At 67.3% G+C, this 21,567-nt stretch carries 18 protein-coding genes, 1 tRNA gene and 1 other RNA gene; 14 read left to right on the forward strand and 6 right to left on the reverse strand.

Annotated features, from left to right (window positions below; translation table 11 throughout):
* Positions 1 to 31: 31 nt before the first annotated feature.
* Positions 32 to 2,527 carry a polynucleotide kinase-phosphatase gene (locus ASG12_RS03185; protein WP_055785079.1) on the reverse strand — a complete coding sequence of 832 codons (2,496 nt, stop codon included), beginning with the start codon at positions 2,525 to 2,527 and terminating at the stop codon, positions 32 to 34.
* Positions 2,524 to 3,936: a 3' terminal RNA ribose 2'-O-methyltransferase Hen1 gene (locus ASG12_RS03190; protein ID WP_055785082.1), complete on the reverse strand. Its 1,413-nt coding sequence runs from the start codon at positions 3,934 to 3,936 to the stop codon at positions 2,524 to 2,526. Before ASG12_RS03190 ends, ASG12_RS03185 begins: the two co-directional genes overlap by 4 nt.
* Before the next feature lie 69 nt (positions 3,937 to 4,005).
* Here ASG12_RS03190 and ASG12_RS03195 point away from each other — a divergent pair, with 69 nt between their 5' ends.
* Together ASG12_RS03195 and ASG12_RS03200 are read left to right on the forward strand one after the other, a co-directional pair.
* The gene (locus ASG12_RS03195; RefSeq protein WP_235455944.1) at positions 4,006 to 4,407 is read left to right on the forward strand and encodes an NUDIX hydrolase; all 402 of its coding nucleotides are present in this window, start codon (positions 4,006 to 4,008) and stop codon (positions 4,405 to 4,407) included.
* A 618-nt stretch (positions 4,408 to 5,025) separates the two neighbouring features.
* Positions 5,026 to 7,416 carry an AAA family ATPase gene (locus ASG12_RS03200; protein WP_055785086.1) on the forward strand — a complete coding sequence of 797 codons (2,391 nt, stop codon included), beginning with the start codon at positions 5,026 to 5,028 and terminating at the stop codon, positions 7,414 to 7,416.
* A 79-nt stretch (positions 7,417 to 7,495) separates the two neighbouring features.
* On the opposite strand, the gene ASG12_RS03205 is transcribed toward ASG12_RS03200, so the two are convergent.
* Positions 7,496 to 7,584 (reverse strand) — tRNA-Ser (locus ASG12_RS03205).
* Between the two features lie 96 nt (positions 7,585 to 7,680).
* Between ASG12_RS03205 and ffs the strand changes: the two genes are divergently transcribed.
* The 5 genes from ffs (at position 7,681) to ASG12_RS03225 (ending at position 14,058) form a co-directional block, all read left to right on the forward strand.
* Positions 7,681 to 7,775, forward strand: an RNA gene (gene ffs, locus ASG12_RS21080) — signal recognition particle sRNA small type.
* Positions 7,776 to 7,835: 60 nt separating this feature from the next.
* Positions 7,836 to 9,131 (forward strand): aminotransferase class I/II-fold pyridoxal phosphate-dependent enzyme, encoded by a 1,296-nt coding sequence (locus ASG12_RS03210; protein ID WP_055785089.1) that lies wholly within the window; start codon positions 7,836 to 7,838, stop codon positions 9,129 to 9,131.
* Position 9,132: 1 nt separating this feature from the next.
* A complete protein-coding gene (locus tag ASG12_RS03215; RefSeq protein WP_055785091.1) occupies positions 9,133 to 10,413 on the forward strand; it encodes a glycosyltransferase 87 family protein in 1,281 nt (426 codons plus the stop codon).
* 43 nt (positions 10,414 to 10,456) lie between these two features.
* A complete protein-coding gene (locus tag ASG12_RS03220) occupies positions 10,457 to 11,833 on the forward strand; it encodes a glycosyltransferase 87 family protein (protein ID WP_055785094.1) in 1,377 nt (458 codons plus the stop codon).
* 20 nt (positions 11,834 to 11,853) lie between these two features.
* Positions 11,854 to 14,058 (forward strand): DNA polymerase III subunit gamma and tau, encoded by a 2,205-nt coding sequence (locus ASG12_RS03225; RefSeq protein WP_055785097.1) that lies wholly within the window; start codon positions 11,854 to 11,856, stop codon positions 14,056 to 14,058.
* Between the two features lie 158 nt (positions 14,059 to 14,216).
* Here ASG12_RS03225 and ASG12_RS03230 read toward each other — a convergent pair whose 3' ends face one another.
* The gene (locus ASG12_RS03230; RefSeq protein ID WP_055785100.1) at positions 14,217 to 15,545 is read right to left on the reverse strand and encodes a class I SAM-dependent methyltransferase; all 1,329 of its coding nucleotides are present in this window, start codon (positions 15,543 to 15,545) and stop codon (positions 14,217 to 14,219) included.
* Positions 15,542 to 16,945, reverse strand: a complete 1,404-nt coding sequence (locus ASG12_RS03235; RefSeq protein ID WP_055785103.1) for an FAD-binding oxidoreductase — start codon at positions 16,943 to 16,945, stop codon at positions 15,542 to 15,544. Before ASG12_RS03235 ends, ASG12_RS03230 begins: the two co-directional genes overlap by 4 nt.
* A gap of 181 nt (positions 16,946 to 17,126) precedes the next feature.
* On the opposite strand from ASG12_RS03235, the gene ASG12_RS03240 reads away from it, so the two are divergent.
* From ASG12_RS03240 to ASG12_RS03270, 7 genes are all read left to right on the forward strand, one after another.
* Positions 17,127 to 17,630, forward strand: a complete 504-nt coding sequence (locus tag ASG12_RS03240) for an OsmC family protein (protein ID WP_045824704.1) — start codon at positions 17,127 to 17,129, stop codon at positions 17,628 to 17,630.
* 67 nt (positions 17,631 to 17,697) lie between these two features.
* Positions 17,698 to 18,138 carry an SRPBCC family protein gene (locus ASG12_RS03245; protein WP_055785105.1) on the forward strand — a complete coding sequence of 147 codons (441 nt, stop codon included), beginning with the start codon at positions 17,698 to 17,700 and terminating at the stop codon, positions 18,136 to 18,138.
* 40 nt (positions 18,139 to 18,178) lie between these two features.
* Complete coding sequence (locus ASG12_RS03250; RefSeq protein ID WP_055785108.1) at positions 18,179 to 19,099, forward strand: pseudouridine synthase; 921 nt, start codon at positions 18,179 to 18,181, stop codon at positions 19,097 to 19,099.
* A gap of 69 nt (positions 19,100 to 19,168) precedes the next feature.
* Positions 19,169 to 19,504 carry a hypothetical protein gene (locus ASG12_RS03255; protein WP_055785111.1) on the forward strand — a complete coding sequence of 112 codons (336 nt, stop codon included), beginning with the start codon at positions 19,169 to 19,171 and terminating at the stop codon, positions 19,502 to 19,504.
* A 49-nt stretch (positions 19,505 to 19,553) separates the two neighbouring features.
* Positions 19,554 to 19,889, forward strand: coding sequence for a YbaB/EbfC family nucleoid-associated protein (locus tag ASG12_RS03260; protein WP_045824761.1), 336 nt, complete (start codon positions 19,554 to 19,556; stop codon positions 19,887 to 19,889).
* Positions 19,890 to 19,896: 7 nt separating this feature from the next.
* On the forward strand, positions 19,897 to 20,508 hold the full coding sequence (recR, locus tag ASG12_RS03265) for a recombination mediator RecR (RefSeq protein ID WP_055785114.1): 612 nt from the start codon (positions 19,897 to 19,899) through the stop codon (positions 20,506 to 20,508).
* Between the two features lie 8 nt (positions 20,509 to 20,516).
* Positions 20,517 to 21,068, forward strand: coding sequence for a uridine kinase family protein (locus tag ASG12_RS03270; RefSeq protein WP_055785118.1), 552 nt, complete (start codon positions 20,517 to 20,519; stop codon positions 21,066 to 21,068).
* Position 21,069: 1 nt separating this feature from the next.
* Here the strand turns inward: ASG12_RS03270 and ASG12_RS03275 are convergent, their stop codons facing one another.
* The gene (locus tag ASG12_RS03275; protein ID WP_055785120.1) at positions 21,070 to 21,528 is read right to left on the reverse strand and encodes a hypothetical protein; all 459 of its coding nucleotides are present in this window, start codon (positions 21,526 to 21,528) and stop codon (positions 21,070 to 21,072) included.
* Positions 21,529 to 21,567: the final 39 nt, after the last annotated feature.

Consider the following 21,567-nt stretch of genomic DNA (forward strand, 5'->3'; position numbering starts at 1 on the left):
TCTCGAATCAAGAGCAGGCCGTCCCCAGGCCTCACAATCGCGGGTCGACGGGCTCCGATTCCATGGCGAGGAGTCCGAACACGCACTGGTGGATGCGCCACAGCGGCTCGTCCTCGGTGGCGCGGCGCAGGGCCTCGAGCCCGAGGGCGTACTCGCGCAGGGCCATCGACCGCTTCTGTCCGAGATTGCGTCGGCGCAGTCCCTCGAGCGTGGACGGGGTGGTGTAGTCGGCGCCGTAGATGATGCGCAGGTACTCACGGCCGCGCACCTTCAGTCCCGGCTGCACGAGGCCCTTCGGGCCGCGCCCGACGTTGGCCAGCGGCTTGACCACCATCCCCTCACCGCCGGCACCGGTGAGCTCCTCCCACCACGCGATGCCCTGGGTCCGCGACGACGCGTCGCCGGTGTCCACCTCGCAGCGACGCGTCGTGCGGAACAGCTCCGGCGCGGCGTCGACGAGACGGTCGGCGATCGCGAGATGCCAACCGTGATCGCGGGTCTCGTAGGTGGCGCCGTTGCTCGCGAGGACCTGGAAGGGTGCGATCGCGATCCCCAGCGGCGAATCGATCGGCGCGACGTGGCGGCGGTAGGCGTCGACGAACCGGTCGGCGTCGGCGGCACGTGAACGCGTCCGCGTCAGCAGGTCGCCCACCGCGAGACCCCGATCGGCCGCGGTCTCCAGGACGGAGACGGCGGCGGGGAGCGCCGTCGTCGCCGCGGCACCGACACGGGCGTACTGGTCGCGGACCAGTGCTTCGGCCTTCACCGTCCACGGCAGGATCTCGGTGTCGAACAGGACCCACGTGGCACCGAGCTCGGCGAACACCCCGGCCATCTCGACCGCACGTGCGACCGCCGCGAGAACCGCGGCCTGGGTGTCGGCGTCGAAGAACGCGCGACCGGTACGGGTGTGGATGACGCCTGTGCCGTCGACCGACACCCGCACCACCGCCCGCGATCCCATGTGCTTCTCCTCGCAGATCACCTGCGACACCGCGTTCTTCGCGAAGAAGTCGAACGCCTCGTCGGGGTGTTCCAGCAGTCCGTCACGCGACGAGCTGTCGACCGGTGACATCGTCGGCGGCAGGTACACGAGCTCCGACGGTGCGACGGCGAAGCGGCTCATCACCTCCAACGCGCCGGCCGCGTTCTCCGCGCGCAGCGAGACCCGACCCATGTACGCGGTGTCGATGACCCGGGGGCCGAGGACGTCGGTGAGCGCCAGCACCTGTGGGTCCCGCTCGGGCGGGGCAGGCGGCCGCACCGGCTCGTAGTAGGTGGCGGCCGCGGGCACCGAGACGACCTCCCGTTCGGGATAGCGCAGCGCCGTGAGGCTGCCGCCGAACACGCAGCCGGTGTCGAGGCACAGGGTGTTGTTCACCCACTCGGTAATCGGAACCGGTGTGTGGCCGTAGAGAACCGTCGCCGCGCCGCGATAGTCGTCGGCCCACGGGTAACGGATCGGCAGTCCGAACTCGTCGGTCTCACCGCTGGTGTCGCCGTACAGCGCGAAGGCCCGTACCCGACCCGACGCGCGTCCGTGGTATTTCTCCTTCAGGCCGGCGTGGGCGACGACGAGTCGACCCCCGTCGAGGACATAGTGCGCCACGAGACCGTCGCAGAACTCCCGGACCGCGGCGGTGAACTCGGGCCCGGCGGCCGACAGCTCGTCGAGTGTTCTCTGCAGTCCGTGGCTCGGGATGACATCCTTGCGGCCGAGCGCGCGAACGAGTTTGGCCTCGTGGTTGCCCGACACGCACAGTGCGTTGCCCGACGCGACCATCCCCATCGCCAGGCGGAGCACGCCCACCGAGTCGGGACCGCGGTCGACGAGATCGCCGACGAACACCACGCGGCGCCGGTCGGTGTGGGAGGCGTCGACCGGCTGACCGTCGGCGTCCTCGATGACTATGTATCCCAGGCGCATCAATAGCTCTCGTAGTTCGCCGAGGCAGCCGTGGACGTCACCGATCACGTCGAACGGCCCGTGGTCGTCACTGCGGTCGTTGAACAGCCGCGTCCGTGTGAACGACACCTGCGCCACGGCCTCGACGGAATCGAGCACGTGGACCGTGCGGAACCCTTCACGCTTGAGACTGCGCAGCGAACGGCGCAGCTGGTCGTGCTGTCGCTTCACCACGTGCGACCCGAAGGTCCGGTCCGGGCGTGATGCGTTGCGCTCGACGGCGAGCGACACCGGGAGGTCGAGGACGATCGCGACCGGGAGCACGTCGTGCTCTTTCGCCAGCGCCAGCAGGGACTTCCGCGACGACGCCTGTACATTCGTCGCGTCGATCACGGTGAGCAGCCCACGGCTCAGGCGCTTCCCGGCGATGTACTCCAGCACGTCGAACGCGTCGCCGGTGGCGCCCTGGTCGTTGGCGTCGTCGGAGACCATCGCGCGACAGTCGTCGCTCGATATGACCTCGGTGGTCGCGAAGTGCTCGGCGGCGAAGGTCGACTTGCCCGACCCGCTGGTGCCGATGAGGAGAATCAGGGACAGACGCGGTATGGCCAACTCGGTCATGACGCATCCTCCAGCGATGCGCGAACACGGAAAACAGCCATCTGCGTGGGCGATCCGACGATGTGGTCCACCTCGCCGACCGGACGACGATCGACGGAGTAGCCGTACCGATCGGCCATCGACACGGCCCACGCGGCGAATTCGTCTCGTGTCCACTCGAACCGGTGGTCGGTGTGACGGAACGCGCCGGGTGCCAGCCCGGGATAGCGGACGTTGTACTCGGCGTTGGGCGTGGTGACCACGACCGCGCGCGGCCGCATCGCCCCGAACAAGGCTGCCTCGACGGTCGGGAGTCGTTCGATGTCGATGTGTTCGATCACCTCCATCAGCACCGCGACGTCCATTCCCTCGAGTCGGTCGTCGGTGTACATCAGCGACGACAGCAGTAGTTGCAGTCGCTCCGACTGCCGTTCGGTCATGCGATCGGTGTGCAACCGGGTGGCGGCGGTCGACAGTGCCGAATCCGACACCTCTGTGCCGACCACCGACGTCACGCCACGAATCTCGAGCAGCGACGCCAGCAATGCACCCTGACCGCACCCGAGGTCGACCACAGAAGAAGGCTGTAGCTCCCGCACCGCCTGCAGGACCGCGTCGTGCCGGTCACGTACCAGCGGCCGGACGGTGGTGACCACCTCCTCGGCGACCGCATCGTCGGCCGGTCGGTCGTCGAGTTCGACGAGTCGTTGTACAGCAGCCTCTTTCAGGCCGCGCTGGCGTGCGAGGTAGCGGTGCGTGATGAGGTCCCGTTCGGGGTGCGTGGCCAGCCACGAGCCGCCCGTGCGGATCAGCTTGTCGATTTCGCTCTCGCCCACCCAGTAGTGCTTCGCGTCGTCGAGCACCGGAAGGAGCACATAGAGGTGGCCGAGCGCGTCGGCGAGTCGTAGCGTCCCGCGCACCGTGAGCGACACGAACGGCGCCGCACCCCACTCCGGTCGGGTGGAGTCGAGTGCGACCGGCGTCGCGGTCATCGTCCAGCCCAACGGGTCGAACAGTCGTTGCAGCAGTTCGGGATTCCCCGGCACCGCGGGCAGGGTGACCTCGAGATCGGCGGCGCGGTCCACGAGCTCTTCGTGGCCGGGGCACCGTCCGTTCAGCGCCGACCGGAACACCTTTCCCATCGCGACGGCGAGGAGCGACGACGCCACGTACGGGCGATCGTTGATGTACTGCCCCAGGGCGAAACCGTCTCGCGCGCCGGAGCGTCCGCGGACGAGTGCGACCGGATCGACCTCGAGCAGCAACGCGACGGTGCAGATCTCGTCGGTCACCTCGGGGTAGAAGACCTGCGCCGTTCCGCCGTAGACGTCGAACGACTGCACCCTGTCTGGGTGCTTGTGGAGCAGGAAGCCGAGGTCGCTCGGGGCGTCGAACGCCGGGGAGCGTCGAGCCGAGATGGTCAGGAACATCGGGTCAGTGTGCCGTACCGACCGGCTCGGCCACCTCAGGTTTTCGGCGCCCCGAACTAGTCTCACGGTGTGACCGAGCGGTTGATCGTGGTGAGTGCGGTGGTGATCCGTGACGGCGAGGGGCGGGTGCTGACCGTCCGCAAACGCGGGACGGCGCGGTTCATGCTCCCGGGCGGCAAACCCGAACCGGGGGAGTCGGCGGCGCAGGCGGCGATCCGTGAGGTGCACGAGGAGGTCGGCGCCGTTCTCGATCCGGCGCAGCTCACGTCTCTCGGCGTCCACGCGACCCCCGCCGCCAACGAGGACGGGTACACCCTGCGCGCATCGGTCTTCGAACATCCGTGGCTGGACATCCCCGGGGCGGCCGCGGAGATCGACGAGGTGCGCTGGCTGGCGCCGGTCGAGGGAGATCACCCCGACATCGCGCCGCTGCTCACCCAGGCGGTGTTTCCTTTGTTGCTGTCCAGCTGACGTCCGCATCTGTCACCGCTCGACTCCGGGAAATGGATGATCCAAGCCGCGCACCGCAAACGTGCAAATTGTGTTCGGCGCGGTCCGATCGGATGAGTCCTTCGAGTCTCGCTCTCGGCGCGCGTTGTTCCCCGGGAATCTCGAGATGAGGACGATGATCGTGCGACGGCCGGACTCGCTGGTCGCAGCGCCCGTTCAATCGGCCAGCGACAACTGCGGCACGGGCTACTACGAGAACTCGCGCTGATTATGCGTACCCGATCCTGATTCCTCTACGTCGGACATACAGTGTCGGGACATATATGCACGCCGTGACCAGACGGGGTGCCTGCTCCGGTCACGGCGGCATCGACGACGGCGCGTCGACCGGGGATTCCGCGGCGTTCGTTCTCGGCAGCATCGCGACAGGCGGATTGCGCTCCGCTGCGGCACTCTCGGACCATTTCGCTTGGTTGGTAGCAGCTGACCTGCCAGATCTGGCGGAGGTGCTGGACCTGTGTACCGGCCAACGCGATCTTGGAGCGCGTGTTCGTGCACTCCGGGATCGGGTCGCCTGGAACTGTCGGAGCAACGTGGTTTGCTGAGCGTCTCGGAGCAGTCACACGACGGAGGACGACTATGCGTATTCGTGAGGTCCTTATTCGCTGGTACAAGTCGTTCAATTACGACTATGAGCTCAAGGCAAACCTTCGATCGGAGCGAAAGTCCTGGCAAGAGACGGCAGATGGCTGGCTTCCGCACGTCCGAATCGGCCTCGAAGATGACATCACTGCGGTCGTTGGAGCGAATGAGTCTGGAAAGTCCCACCTTCTCGACGCCATCCACATAGTGCTAACGGGTCTAGGTCACCATCAGAATGACTTTTGCCGGTACTCGACGCTGTTCTCGGTGGAGAAGGATCAGCGATTGTTTCCAGAGGTCGGCGCTGTATTTGTGCTCGATGACACGGACATCGAGGCCCTGACTGCCCTGGAGATTCCGTTGCAGGCGAATGGTGAGTTGCTAATGCTTCGCCCCAGCCCAGGCAGTGTTGAAGTTCTCGACGCCTCGGAGACCAGAGTCGTGCTGGACGATGATCAGGTCAAGGGTCTGAGTCCACTCTTGCCGCATGCGCATCTGCTGAAGACCCAGGTCGACTTGCCAGATTCTCTTTCGATTTCTGGCCTTGCGAAGACGACGTCCGTCTTCGCAAGCCGGCGGCGCCGATACGAGCTTTTCCAGCTTCTAGCTGGGCTGAAAACACCCGAACTGGTTACAGCGCAGGCTGCCGGGTTGGTCGGGATGATCACCGCTGCTCAGGATATTGAGACAGAGCAACAGAAGCTCGGCCAGCTCCTACTGACGAAGGTCGCGCGCATCGACTCCAGCGCGTTTCGCGACCTTCAGAATGCGATCGCTGACGAGGAGGAGGGCCTGGTCAACGCGCTCGTCCAGGAGATGAACCGATCGATCGCGCGTCACCTGAATATCTCGAAGTGGTGGAGCCAAGACGAGGACTTTCAACTCCGCGTTTCGCCTCGCGAACACGAACTCGTCTTCACAATTCGGGACCGTACTGGCACCGACTATTCCTTCAGTGAACGAAGTCGCGGGTTGACTTACTTCCTGAGTTATTACGTCCAACTGCGGTCACACGATCGCCCACAGGGCATTCCAGAGGTTCTCCTCATGGATGAGCCAGATGCCTACCTGTCCGCCCTTGGTCAGCAGGATCTCCTTCGTGTCCTCGAGGACCACGCTCGACCGGAGGACTCCAACCGGACTGACCAGGTCGTGTATGTCACGCACTCGCCGTTTCTCATTAACCGAAATGCAGGCCATCGAGTGCGCGTGGTCGACAAGGGCACGCGGCAGGAGGGAACTCGGCAGGTCAAAGACGCGACCCAAAACCACTATGAGCCGCTCCGGACTTCCCTAGGTGCCTTCATCGCGGAGACCGCCTTCATCGGGGGCGACAACCTGTTCATCGAAGGAATCTCAGATCAAGTCCTAATTGCGGGGATGAACGCCCGTCTCCGCCGCAGGGGAACGGTGCCGAGTGAGTGCCTCGACCTCAACCAAGTCACCCTCGTCCCAGGAGGCTCCAACGTTCCGTACATGCTCTACCTGGCGCGTGGCCGCTCACAGTACAAGCCCGCCTGCGCCGTCCTATTGGACAGTGACAAGGCTGGGAGGACGGCACAAGCCCAGATCAAGAAGGGTGGCGCTCGTGGGAAGCCCTCGGTTACTGACGATCTCGTCATCATGCTTGGCGACTGGGCGGTCGCTGCAGGTGCGGTTGCCGAACACGGCGTCACGATCGAAGAACCGGAGGACCTCGTCCCGGCGAACCTCGCCGGCATCGCAGCTCGGAGATACGCCATGCGCTTCCTTGGCTGCAGCGAAGAGGAAGTCGCCACACTCGAGGACGCCCAAATCTCGGCGGCTATTAGCGGAGACAACACGTCCATGTGGGACGCAATCGCCAGCGCGTTCAAGACGGCGTTTGACACAGATATTGGCAAGGCGGGCTTCGCAAAGGAACTCCTAGCGCATTTGAAGGAGCATCAGGACGACGAGACCCAGCCGGACGGGATCGATGTCCTTGAGAGGAACTTCGCCTCACTGATCAAGAAGCTAGCCGAGACCCTCGAACTAGCGCGCGCGAAGGAGAACGACAGCCGACGCGACCAGCGCGTCCAACGCATCATCGAAGAGTTCGCGGACGATCACCCGAACGGAACCCTTCGCGACCGCGCTTCAATGATGCTTAGGCGTATCGACGCTGCAGCTGACGACACTGAAGACGGTGACATGATCAGGGCAGGGACGGCGCGCATCCGGCGAGACTTCAAGCTCGATACCGACCCCCTTGAGGGGGTGCCGGAGTACGGGAAGTTCCTAGATCGGCTGAACAGCCTTCCTCTCTACGTCCGACTGCGAGATCAGGGAGCAATCACTCAGGCTGAGGTAGAACTGGAATCGGAAGAGGTCGGTGACGCCAGCCCAGAAGTGGGCAAGCCGAGGTAGCCGTTACGTCCGGCGCGCTCCAACCGTGGGACGGATCAGATCCGATCGAACGGAGGAATAGATGTCTTCAGGGCCGTGCTGGCGGAGGATAGGGGATTCGAACCCCTGAGGGCTGTTAACCCAACCCGCGTTCCAGGCGAGCGCCATAGGCCACTAGGCGAATCCTCCAGTGCTGCGATAGTAGCCGCGGCAGGGATGACCACCAAAAAGGCCCTGGTCGTGGCAAGGGTTGGAGTCGCCGCCACCCCACCGTCTACACTCGACCTCGGATCCCGCGCGGCGTGCATCCTGTGAACTCCCCCAGGGCCGGAAGGCAGCAAGGGTCAACGGGCTCTCTCGGGTGCGCGGGATCCTCTTTTTATGTGTCCACCACGGCGCGGTGGTGTCGGACCTGAAGAGATCGTCTGCGAAAGGCCAGCGTGAACTACCACTCGATGAGTGCCGCCGAACTGGGTTCCACCCGCGACGAGCTGGCCGGACTCTACGAGACGCTGCAGGCCGCAGGGTTGAAGCTCGACCTCACTCGTGGCAAACCCTCCCCCGATCAGCTCGACCTCTCCAACGGATTGCTGTCGCTGCCGGGTGACACCCACACCGATCCCGCGGGCACCGATTGCCGCAACTACGGCGGCACCGCGGGGCTTCCCGGTCTACGCGAGATCTTCGGCGAGCTGTTGGCCGTGCCGCCGAAGCAGCTGATCGCGGCGAACAACTCGAGCCTCGAGATCATGTACGACCTCACCGTCTTCGCGATGCTGCACGGCACTCCCGATTCGGACGGTCCGTGGGGTCGCGACCCGGTGAAGTTCCTGTGCCCCGCACCCGGATACGACCGTCACTTCGCCATCTGCGAGAGCCTCGGCATCGAGATGGTCACCGTCGAGATGCTGCCCAACGGTCCCGACGTCGATGCGTGCGCGGCGCTGGTCGCGGACGATCCCACGATCAAGGGACTGTGGGCGGTGCCCACGTTCTCCAACCCCACCGGTGTCACCTTCAGCGAGGACGTGGTGCGCGGCCTGATGGCGATGCCCGCCGCGGCGCCCGATTTCCGTGTGTACTGGGACAACGCCTACGCCGTGCACACGCTCACCGAGGATTTCCCGCCGCCGGTGCCGATCCTCGAGATCGCCGCCCAGGAGGGCAACCCGAACCGGCCCTACGTCCTCGGTTCGACATCGAAGATCACCTTCGCCGGCAGCGGGGTGTCGTTCTTCGGGTCGTCGGAGTCGAACATCGCCTGGCATCAGAAGCACGTCGGCATCAGCTCCATCGGCCCCGACAAGGTCAACCAGCTCCGTCACCTGATGTTCTTCGGCGACGCCGACGGTGTGCGGGCCCACATGGCGAAGCATCGAGACTTGTTGGCGCCCAAGTTCGCACTGGTCGCGAAGATCCTCTCCGATCGTCTCGGCGACTCCAAGGTCGCGTCGTGGACCGAGCCCGACGGCGGTTACTTCGTCAGCCTCGACGTCATCGACGGCACCGCCGCGCGAGTGATCGAACTGGCGAAGGAGGCCGGCATCGCGCTCACCGCGGCCGGCTCCACCTACCCGTACAAGCGCGATCCCTACGACCGCAACATCCGCCTGGCGCCCACGTTCCCCGGCACCGAGGAACTGGCCACGGCGATGGACGGCGTCGCGACCTGTGTGCTGCTCGCCGCGGCCGACAAGCTGCTCGCGGTGGGTGCGGTTCCCGACCCGAAGTCCTGAGGTGGTCGCGCGCCGGACGCTGATCGTCGCCGGGTTCGGTGCCCTCGGCGTCCTCGCCGTCTACGTCCAGCACCTGATCATCGGCTACGACGTCCCGTTCTGGGGACTGTTCGACAACCAGCTCGACCTCGACGTCTACCGCGCCGGGGCGCGCACCGTCCTCGACGGCGGCCGCCTCTACGACGCCAAGCTGCTGGGTCAGATGGACTACACCTACGCGCCGGTGTCGGTGGTGGTGTTCACCCCGTTCGCGTGGATGTCGTTCCTCGCCGCGCGCATCGTGTGGACGGCCGCGATCTTCGTCGCGCTCTACTTCGTGATCACGCTGTCGTTCCGGGCGCTGGGCCGGCCGATGACCCCGCGCCTGCGGGTGATCGCGGTGTCATTGGTGCTGGTGGCGGCGTTGTTGGAACCGGTTCGCAGCACCATCTGGTTCGGTCAGGTCAACATCTTCCTCATGGCGGTCATCCTGTGGGATCTGCTGCGGGCCGATCGCTCGCGCCTGCACGGGATCGGCACCGGAATCGCCGCCGGCGTGAAACTGACCCCGCTGATCTTCGTGCTGTACCTGCTGGTGCAGCGCCGATGGCGCGCCGCGATCGGCGTGATCGTCGGGTTCGTGGGGACGATCGTGGCCGCGTTCGTGGTGTTGCCCCGGGACTCGTGGCAGTACTGGACGGGGACGTTCTTCGACTCGAATCGTGTCGGGGTGCCCGACACCGTCGGCAACCAGTCGATCCGCGGGGCCCTGGCCAACTACTTCCGCACCGACAGCCCCTCGACCGGCGCCTGGCTGGTGCTCGCGTTGCTCGCGATGGGGCTGGGGTTGTGGGCGGCGGTGGTCGCCCATCGACACGGCCAGGAGCTGTTGGCGTTGACGCTGGTGGGGATGACGTCGTGCGCGGTGTCGCCCATGTCGTGGGGCCACCACTGGGTGTGGGTGGTCCCGCTCGGCGTGATCCTCGTGCATCACGCGCTGGCGGCGCGCACCCGGCTGATCGCGGTCGCGGCGACAACGTCGGCCGTCGCCCTGCTGTTGGTGACGTTCGCGTGGCGGACGGTGATCGACGGCCCGATGACCTTCGTCGGCGAGACCCACCCCGACGCCCGCTACACCGGCCTGTTCTTCAAGCACGGCATCGAGTGGCTCCGATGGTTCACCCTCGACCCCTACAACTGGGTGTTCGTCGCCGCCGCGGTGACGACGTTGGTGATCCTGGTCCCCGCACGAATGTCCGTGTTCGATTCCCGAGCGCTCGCCCAGGATGGCTATCATTCCTGACGATCGATGACACCCTGTGTCGATCGAGTCCAGGAGTACAACAGTGGCCGCGGGAGCGACGTCGTCTGACGGTGGCGAGATGATGGGGCGCGAGGTGACCGGGAGAACCCTCCCGCGACACCCCGCCCTCTACGCGATCCCCGTGGCCCTCGCCGCCGTCGCCCTCTACCTGCAATACGCGTACATCCCGTTCCGCGCGCATGTCTTCGGGCTGTTCCAGAACCAGGCGGACCTGCGGGTCTATCGTGCCGGGGCCCAGCACCTGCTCCACGGTCAGCCGATCTACGACCGGCCGGTGCTGGGACATTTCGACTACACCTACACACCGTTCTCGACCGTGGTGATGCAGCCGCTCGCCTGGGTGAGCAAGGACGTCGCCGTCGCGGCGTGGTCGGCCCTCGTCGTGGTGGCGCTGTTCTATGTGGTGATCGCGAGCTTCCGGGCGCTGGGATACCGCCTCGACGCGCGCCTGGTGGTGGTGGCGACGTCGCTGGTCGCGATCGCGCTGCTGCTCGAGCCGGTGCGCACCACCATCTGGTACGGCCAGATCAACGTCTTCCTGATGGCGATCGTGATGTGGGATCTGTTGCGCCCGTCGGGTAGTCGACTCCGCGGTGTCGGGGTCGGTATCGCCGCGGGCATCAAGCTGACCCCCGCGTTCTTCGTGTTCTTTCTCGCCCTCACGCGTTCGTGGCGGGCGGTCGCGGTGGCCGCGGCCACGGGGGTGGCGACCGTGGTGGTCGGGGTGGTGTTCATCCCGAAGCAGTCGTGGATGTTCTGGACCGACAAGGTCTTCGACTCCCAGCGCGTCGGCGACGTCCGCAACCCGGCGAACCAATCGCTGCGCGGCGCGATCGCGCACGTCTTCGAGACCCGTGAACCGAACACGGTGGTGTGGCTGCTGGCGGTCGTCGTCGTCGCCGCCCTCGGGCTGGGCGCGGCGATGGTGGCGCATCGCCACGGGAACGACGTCCTCGCGTTGTCGTTGACGGGTATGACGACGACGGCGGTGTCGCCGTTCTCCTGGGGCCACCACTGGGTGTGGTTCGTGCCCCTGCTGGTGGTGACCGTCGATCTCGTCCTGCAGGCCTGGACCCGCGAGGCCTACGTGCGAGCCGCGGCCCTGACCGCTCTGCCCGTGGCTCTCGTGCTGTCGACGTTCGTCTGGAAGTTCTTCCTGCCCGACGGCGCCATGGGGTTGCGGCCGTTCTACGGGATCGGCCTGTTCATGAACCCCGTCCCCGAGTGGTTCCGCTGGTTCGGCGCACAGCCGTACCTGTGGGTCCTGCTGGTCACCGCGTCTGCGACCCTCGGCACGTACCTCGTCGGTGGCCGCCGGGTCGCCACACGTGGGGCCACCGACGACGTCGTCGGCGAGCCTGTGGACAGTGCCGTCGGTGGGCGCTCGCCGCGTCGGTAGGCGCCGGTAGTCTTTCTCGCGTGGCCCTGTACCGGACGTATCGACCAGCTACGTTTGCCGACGTCGTCGGACAAGAACACGTCACCGAGCCGCTGTGTCGGGCACTCGATTCCGGCCGCATCAACCACGCCTACCTGTTCTCGGGTCCGCGCGGCTGCGGCAAGACGTCGTCGGCGCGCATCCTCGCGCGGTCGCTGAACTGCGTCGAAGGCCCCACTTCGACGCCGTGCGGCGTGTGCGACTCGTGCGTGGCGCTCGCGCCCGGCGGCCCCGGCAACCTCGACGTGATGGAACTCGACGCGGCGAGCCACGGCAACGTCGACGACACCCGCGAGCTCCGCGACCGTGCCTCCTACACCCCGGCGTCGTCGCGGTATCGGGTGTTCATCATCGACGAGGCGCACATGGTCTCGAGCGCGGGCTTCAACGCGCTGCTGAAGGTGGTGGAGGAGCCGCCGGAACACCTCATCTTCATCTTCGCGACCACCGAGCCCGAGAAGGTGCTGCAGACCATCCGGTCGCGCACCCACCACTACCCGTTCCGGCTGCTCGCGCCCGCGGTGATGCGCGGCCTGCTCGAGTCGATCTGCGCCAAGGAGAACGTCACCGTGGCGCCGCCGGTGTTCCCATTGGTGATCCGCGCGGGTGGTGGCTCGCCACGCGACTCGTTGAGTGTTCTCGACCAGTTGCTGGCCGGCGCCGGACCCGAGGGCGTGACCTACGAGCGGGCGCTGGCGTTGCTCGGCGTCACCGATGTCGCGCTGATCGACGACTCCGTCGACGCGTTGGCCGAGTCGAATGGCGCCGCACTGTTCGGTGCGGTCGAGCGGCTCGTCGATGCCGGCCACGATCCGCGTCGGTTCGCCGTCGACCTGCTCGAACGGTTCCGCGACCTCATCCTCCTGCAGGCCGTGCCCGACGCGGTGGAGCGCGGACTCGTCGAGGTCCCCGAGGACCAGGTCGAGCACATGCGTGCCGAGGTCGAGCGCATCGGCCCCGCCACGCTGACCCGCTTCGCCGAGACGGTGCACGCGGCGCTGGGAGAGATGCGCGGCACCACCTCGCCGCGCCTGCTGCTCGAGGTGATGTGCGCGCGCATGCTGCTGCCCTCGGCGTCGGATGCGGAATCAGCTGTGCTGCAACGGATCGAACGTATCGAGGCGCAGCTCGCCGGTGGCGCACCCGCGGTCACGGCCCAGATCGGTGCACCGGCACCCGCGGTGGTGCCCGGACCCGCCGGACCGCCTGCCGCGCCCGCCGACACCGACGCGGGGTCGAAGTTCGTGCGTCCCTCGCAGCGTCGGGAGGCCGAGCCCGACTCGCGGCCCGAGACCGAACCCGCGCCTCCGGTCACCGCGCCGGCACCCGTCGTCGAACCGGTCGCGGTCTCCGAGCCCGCCGCCCCCGAGGTCGTTCCGGAGCCCGAGCCGCCCGTCGAGCCTGAAGCTGCCGAGCCCCCCGTTGTCGAGCCCGTAGCCGTCGAGCCCCCCGTCGTAGAGCCCGTAGCCGTCGAGCCCGAGCCGGAGGTCGTCGACGAGCCCGAGCCGCCCTTGCTCGAGCCCGAACCGGTCGAGCCCGAACCGGAACCGGAACCGCCGACGCCCGAACCCGTCGCAGCCGAGCCGGGCCCTCCCGCGGCGGCCGGTGTCGACGTCGAGACCGTGCGCGCGAAGTGGGCCGATGTACGCGCCAAGATCGGCGAACGCGACAAGATCATCCAGGTGATGCTGTCGGCCGCGACGGTGCGCGCGGTCGAGGGGTCGACCCTCGTGATCAGCCACGACGCGGCACCGTTGGTCGCGCGGCTCTCCGAACCCCGCGGTCAGACGGTGATCAGCGCCGCGATGGGCGACGTGTTCGGCGGCGAGTGGTCCATGCGCTGCGTCCACATGGCCAACGACGCGGCGTCGGCGCCGACGGTGACCGACTCGACGGGTCCCGGCCGCAAGGGCGCAGCGGCGGAGAAGACCACCTACACGCGTCGTGGCGGACGCAGTGGGGCGAACGCGGCGGCCGCGGGGTCATCGGACGAACCACCGCCGCCCGAGGAACCATCCCCGGAACCTGCGCCACCCGTCGCCGACGAGGACCTCACCGACGCCGATCGTGACGAGATGATCGCCGACGCCCGCGACAGCGACCCCGATCCGCGCATGGATCCCGAGCAGGTCGCCATGGCGCTGCTTGTCTCCGAGCTCGGCGCCCGCCCCATCGACGGCACCTAGCCCGCCAGTTGGGCACGTAACGACCGCAGTTGGGCACGTAACGCCCGCGGTTGGGCACGTGACGACCCCGATCGAACGGCATCACAAACGCCGGCGCCCAAGTGCGGCACTATCTGCCCAACTGCGGGATCTACGTGCCCAACTGCGGGGGTGTCAGATCAGGCGTTCCACCAGGGGCGCAGGGGGAGGCCGTTGCCGCCGTTCTCGTCGAGCTTGACCGCGAGCACCTGGTGCAGCTGGATGATGTTGCGCTCGAAGCCGACCCGGCAGGCGGCCATGTACAGACCCCACAGGCGGGCGGTCGATTCACCGACCTCGGCGACGGCGTCGTCCCAGTTGGCCACGAGGTTCCGGTTCCAGTCGCGCAGCGTCATCGCGTAGTGCTCGCGCAGGTTCTCCTCGTGGACCACCTCGAGGCCGGCGTCCTGCATGGCCGCGATGATGGTGCCCGATCCGGTCAACTCCCCGTCGGGGAACACGTATCGGTCGATGAACGCGCCCGCCTTGTGCTTGCCCTTGTTGTCGGGCCGGGTGATCGAGTGGTTCAGCATCAACCCGCCCGGCTTCACCTTGTCGCGCATGAACCCGAAGTACGACGGGTAGTTCGCCACACCGATGTGCTCGGTGAGGCCGATGGACGAGACCGCGTCGAACCCGGTCTCGGTGACGTCGCGGTAGTCACTGAACCGGACCTCGGCGAACTCCGCGAGCCCCTCCTCGGCGATCGCCTTCTGCGCCCAGTCGGCCTGTTCGGCCGACAGCGTCGCACCGATCGCGTACACACCCTGACGAGCCGCGTAGCGCACCATGCCGCCCCAGCCGCAACCGATGTCGAGCAGTCGGTCGCCGGGCTTCAGGCCGAGCTTGTCGAACACCAGGCGGTACTTGTTGTCCTGCGCCGTCTCCAGGCTCGCGTCGCGGTCGGGGAAGCAGGCGCACGTGTAGGTCATCGACGGCCCGAGAACCCACTCGTAGAACGTGTTCGACACGTCGTAGTGGTGGTGGATCGCCTCGGCGTCACGAGTTCGGCTGTGCCGCAACCCTTCGGCGATACGACGCCACCTCGGCTGCGCCTCCTGGGCGGGCGGGGTGATCGGCTTGAAGTGCTCGAGCCCGAGCGACCGCGTGATGTTGGCCAGCGTGATCGCGTTGGGTCGGGCGAAACTGACGTTCGCCGAGAGTGCCTTGAGCGCATCGTAGGGGTCTCCGGGCGGAGAGCCCTTGAGGTCGAGATCGCCGGAGATGTACGCCCGGGCCATCCCGAGATCACCCGGTGCGGTGACCAGATACGTTGTGCCACGCGGGGTCACGAGGTCGAGGCCGTACTCGGCGTCGACAGGTCCGGCGGCGCTGCCGTCGTACGCGGTGACCCGCACCTTCAGGTCGCCGCCGGCGATCGCCTCGACGATCTCGGCGAGCGACATCTTGGGCGCCGAGATGATCGACGGTGAACCGCCTTTGGTGGATGTTCCGTGATTCGCCGTCATTGACGTTTCACCGCCTTCGCATAGAGATCCAGGAAACGGGCTCCCGGGTCGAACTGTTTCTTCAGACGCCGCATCGCGTCTCCGCCGTACAACTCGTCGAACTGTTCCTCGTCGTAGAACGCGTCCGAGTACAGGGACTTGTGGCCGTCGAGATCGGAGACCTTGGCCTCGATCAGACGGTTGGCCCGACCCTCGACTGCGCCCTCCTGAATCGGTACCGCCGACCAGAACCCGACGTTGACGTAGGTACGGTTCGGCTCCAGGGGATATAGCGGCCACGGCCTGTCGCCGTTCGACCCGCTCGCGTCGCTCGCGGCGCGTAACCGGAGTGGGCACAGCCAGATCGGCTCGATCGGGATGGTGTCGAGGAACCACTCGATGAACTCGGTGGTCCGTTCGATGGGCACCTCGATGTCCTGCACGACACGCTCGTTCGGCGGCTCACCCTTGCGGGCGTTGAGTCGGTCGGCGATGTCGTAACGGTGGTCGAGGGCGATCAGCTTCCAGTAGAAACTGCTGCGCAACAACTTCTTCGGCCAGAATCGACGGATCTTCGGGTTCTGCGCGCCGAACGCACGCGAGCACCAGAACCAGTCGGTGTCCCACCGCCACAGGTAGTCGTGGATCGTCAGCCGGTCGCGGATCGGCGTCGAGGTCGTCGCGTGCTGGATGGACCGGTAATAGATGTCGGACCCGGTGTAGTTGCTGACCGGTCCCTCGACCGCGCTGCGACGACCCAGCGTGAGGTACGCCTCGGTCGCGGTGAACACGACACCGTCGAGGTAGTCGACGGTCTCGCCGTCGTGGCTGCCGTCGGTGATGATGCGGTCCATCGTGTCCTGCAGCGTCGCGATGTCGGTGAATCGCAGGTGGCGCAGCTCCACGAACGGGTCGACACGTTCGAGTTCGATGCGCAGCCGCGTGCTGTAGCCCAGCGTCCCGTAGGAGTTGGGGAAGCCGTGGAAGAGGTCGGCGTTGCTGTTGGTGGGACTCGCGGTGACGATGTCCCCCGAACCGGTGAGGATGTCCATCTCGAGCACCGACTCGTGCGGGAGCCCGTTGCGGAACGATGTGCTCTCGATACCGAGTCCGGTGACCGCACCGCCGAGGGTGATGGTCTTGAGCTGGGGCACCACCAGTGGTGCGAGACCGTAGGGGAGGGTCGCCTCGACGAGGTTCTCGTAGGTGCACATCCCGGCGACGTCGGCGGTCATCGCGTCGGGGTCGACGGAGATCACCCGGTCGAGGCCGGACACGTCGAGTCCCGGGTACGGGTTCTTCGCGCGACGGCGGAAGAGGTTGGAGGTCTTCTTCGCCAAGCGGACCGTGGCGTGGTCGGGGATCGCGCGGTAGCTCGCGAGAAGCGTCTCGACACCGCGGGCGAACGCGTCGGTCCCCATCTCGCGGTCGTTCGACCCCGCCTGCGACCGCCGCCGCCTCAGCACCTCGCCCGATCCCGCCGCTGTGTCTGAAGTCATCTCGATGAGACTAGGACTCCGCTCTCGGCCCCGCCAACCAGCCACCGGACACGACCGGATGGCGCGTGAATGAACACCACTCGACGCGTGCCACGATTGGTCCATGGACGCCACCGCACTGCGCGAACTGCAGAAGCCGCTCAAGGACCAGTACAAGGAACAGCCCGAGGCCGCCCTCGCGCCGTTGCACGCCGTCGGGACGTTCACCGACGGGGACATCACCTGCACCGTCGACACCTGGGCCGGTCCCATCACCGCCGGTCTGCACCCCACCACCGGCGGCGACGGCAGCGAGGCCTGCTCGGGCGACATGCTGCTGCAGGCGCTCGTGGCGTGTGCCGGGGTGACGTTCCGTTCGGTTGCGACGGCGATGTCGCTCGACATCCGCAACGCACAGGTGCGTGCCGACGGCGCGTTCGACGCTCGCGGCACCCTCGGCATCGACCGCGACGTGCCCGTCGGGATGACCGACATCTCGCTGACCTTCACCTTCGACACCGACGCCGACGACGCCAAGGTCGCGAAGCTCCTCGAACTCACCGAGCGCTACTGCGTGGTCGCCCGCACCCTCGCGGGGTCGGCGCCGGTGGCGATCAGGAGGGGCTGACCACCGGTAATCTGTTCGGCACGACACGGCCTGCCCTTCCGGCGGGCCCGACACCGAGGAGATTCTCGTGGCCCAGGTTTCGGCGACCCAGTCGATCGACATCAACGCAGCACCCGACGCGGTGCTCTCGGCGCTGTCGGACTACACCGTGGTGCGTCCGCAGATCCTGCCCGAGCAGTACCTCGACTACCAGGTGGTGAGCGGGAAGTCCGGCGCGGGCACCGTCGCGCAGTGGACGCTGCAGGCGACGAAGAAGCGCTCGCGGAACGTGAAGGCGACGGTCACGGCCGACGCGAACTCGATCACCGAGACCGACGCGAACTCGACGATGGTCACCACCTACACCGTCACCCCGGCGGGTTCGGGTTCGAAGGTCTCGACCACCACGCAGTGGCAGGGTGCCGGTGGCATCGGCGGCTTCTTCGAGAAGACCTTCGCCCCCAAGGGGCTGAACCGCATCCAGTCGGCGTTGCTCGGCAACCTGAAGACGCGGCTCGAGACCTCGTGACCGCTTTTCGGTCGCGCTGAGTCGAACAACGAGCCGACCGATGGGACGCCGCCGCCGAGCGCACCCGCTGCCGCCGCGTGACGGTGTCGACGCCACGCGCGTGGTGGTCCGCGACCCCGCCCTCGCTCTCCTCGACGTACTCCGTGCGGCCCCGGCGTTCGCCGGCGTCGGCGATGCGGCCCTGCTCGAGCGTTTCGCGGCCGGCGAGGTCGTCGATTCCACCGGCATCGCGCTGACCCCGGCGACTCGATGCCGGGCGGGTCGGCCGGTGTACCTCTACCGGGATCTCCCGACCGAGGTCGAGATCGGGTTCGCGATGCCGATCCTGCACCGCGACGACGACATCGTGGTGGTCGACAAACCGCACTTCCTCTCGACGATGCCGCGCGGCGCGCATGTCACGCAGACCGCATTGGTGCGTCTGCGCCGCCACCTCGGCATCGATGCGGTGAGTCCGGCCCATCGGCTCGACCGGCTGACCGCCGGCGTGCTGCTGTTCACTCTCCGACCCGAGGTGCGGGGCGCCTACCAGCGTTTGTTCGCCGAACGGCAGGTGCGCAAGGTGTATCGCGCGGTCGCACCGGCGCCGCGGGTGTCGATGCCGACAGAGGTCGCCGATCGCATCGTCAAGGACGCGACCGACCTGCGGGCACGCGTCGTCGCGGGTGCGGTGAACGCGCGCAGCCGCGTCGAGGTGGTCGGGGAATCCGGCACCGAGGGACTCGCCGAGTACCGGCTGACACCGATCACGGGCCGCACCCATCAACTCCGCGTGCACATGGCCGGTCTCGGGACCCCGATCGTCGGCGATCCTCTCTACCCCGAGATCGACGACGACCTCGCCGCCCGCCCCGACCGCGGCGACTTCTCCCGACCGCTGCGGCTGGTCGCGGCCGAGTTGACCTTCGACGATCCGCTCACCGGCCGTACCCGCACCTTCACCACCGACCGCCGGCCCTGACCCGACACCACCGCACCCCGCACCACCGCAGTCGGGCCGTCGTGACGCAGCGGGTGCGACGATGGTCCGATGATCGTCGCGTCGTACGACCGCATCGCCGATCTGGCGTTCGAGGCCGTCATCTTTCTCGACACCGAGAGCAGCGACTGCTTCCAGATCCAACGTGACCTGCTGACCCAGGTCACCACGACGGCGCCGACGTACCAGGTCAGCACCGGTATGAGCGCGCCCGTCCCCGATGGCATCACCCAGTGGCGACGGATCGGCGACCGGTTCGAGTTCGCGCTCACCGCCCGCGCGTCGCGGATCTTCGGCGGCACCGACGTCCTGTCGTTCGACGCCGAGGCCGCCGACGGCGTGACCCTGGACGAGATCGCCGAGCACGTCGAGCGTCTGCTGCGCTGACTTGGGCGGCGCGCCCACTACGCTGGAGTACGTGGATCCCGAGAACCCGATGGCAGGACTGTTGGCGCAGGCACAGAAGATGCAGGAGCAGCTTCTCGCCGCGCAGAACCAGATCGCGGAGACCGAGCTGACCGGCACGGCCGGTGGCGGCCTGGTCACCGTGACCGGAAGCGGTACCGGCGACGTGACCGGCGTGACGATCGACCCGAAGGTGATCGACGTCGATGACGTCGAGACACTGCAGGATCTCATCGTCGGCGCGCTCGCCGACCTCGCGAGCAAGCGCGACGCCCTGGCGTCGCAGACCATGGGCCCCCTGGCCGGCGGCCTCGGCGGACTGGGTGGCGGGCTGCCCGGATTCGGCGGCCCCGGCCTGGGTCAGTGACACCCCTGTGTACGAGGGACCGATCCAGGATCTGATCGACGAGCTGGCCAAGCTTCCCGGTCTGGGACCCAAAGGCGCACAGCGTATTGCGTTCCACCTGCTCGGCTCCGAGAACCAGGAGTTCGACCGGTTGATCGCCGCTCTCGGACACGTCCGCGACGACGTCACCTTCTGCGCCGAATGCGGCAACGTCTCCGCCGACAAGCTGTGTCGCATCTGCTCCGACGCCCGCCGCGACACCACGAAGATCTGTGTGGTCGAGGAACCCAAGGACGTGCAGGCGATCGAGCGCACGAAGGAGTTCAAGGGTCGCTACCACGTCCTCGGTGGCGCCCTCGACCCGCTCGGCGGCATCGGTCCCGACCAGCTGAGGATCCGAGAACTGTTGCGGCGTCTAGGTAATCAGGCCGACGGCGTCGACGTCACCGAGGTCATCGTCGCGACCGACCCGAACACCGAGGGTGAGGCCACCGCGACCTATCTCGTGCGGATGCTCAAGGACTTCCCGGGCCTGTCGGTCACCCGACTGGCCTCCGGTCTGCCCATGGGCGGTGACCTCGAATTCGCCGACGAACTCACCCTCGGGCGCGCCATGTCGGGTCGCCGTGTTCTCACGTAGTCGCCGTCGTGTCGTCTCCTGATCTCGATTCCCGTTCGGTGACATCGGATCTCGCCGACGAGCTCCGTTCGGGCATCGTGGTGATCGACGGGCCGTCGGGCGCCGGAAAGTCGTCGTTCGCCGATCAGCTGATGAGTGCGCTGGGCGAGCGCCGGCGCGGTGCCGTGCTCATCCGCACCGACGAGTTCGCCACGTGGGATGACCCGGTGGGATGGTGGCCGGAGCTCGAACACGAGGTGCTGCAGGCGTATACACGCCGACACGACTACCGGCACCGACCGCGTGTGTGGCGTGGCGACACCGCCGAGCCGGGTCCACGCGTGTGGATCCGGTGGGAACCACTCCTGGTCATCGAGGGGGTGTCGAGTGCGCGGACCGCCATGGCCGATCGCGCCGACCACGCGCTGTGGCTCGACGGCCCCACCGCCCCGGAACGACTCGAGCGTGCGGTCGCCCGCGACGGCGAGAACACGCGGGAGCACCTGCAACGCTGGCAGGATTTCGAGGCAGGCTGGTTCGCCGTCGACCGCACCCGCGAGCGGTGCCGGGTGATCGGCTGACTCAGTCGAGCTCCTCGAGTGTCGGCCCCAGATCGGCCCGCTCCCAGTGTCTCCGACTGTTGTCGCACCACAGCACCTCGTACACCGACGTCATGTGCCCTCCCGCCGGGTGCGTGGCGCCGGCCACCACGGCGAAGTCCTCGGAATGGGCGACCTCGGCCTCCAACACCGCCCCCGTGGTCCGCGGGTCTGGCGCGGCGCCGGATGGGATGTCGACCACGGTGCAGGCGTGGCGCCAGAACGTCGTGATGGTGATGGGATCCGCGGTCTCGTCGGTGCCGACGGACGTGACGGTGACCCCGCCGTCGAGCGTCTCGGTGCCCTGCTCGACGACGGTCAGGTCGAGCGCGCGACACAGCTCGGTCACCAGCGACCACGCGAAGGTGTCGAGGTCGGCGACGTCGCGATCGCTGTCAGGGCGCACGGTGGCGAAGAGCTGGTGTCGCGGACCCGTGATCATCGTTCCACCGTCGCACGCAGCACCGACACCGAACGGTGC

The sequence above is a fragment of the Williamsia sp. Leaf354 genome, from assembly GCF_001424365.1.
GTDB lineage: Bacteria > Actinomycetota > Actinomycetes > Mycobacteriales > Mycobacteriaceae > Williamsia_A.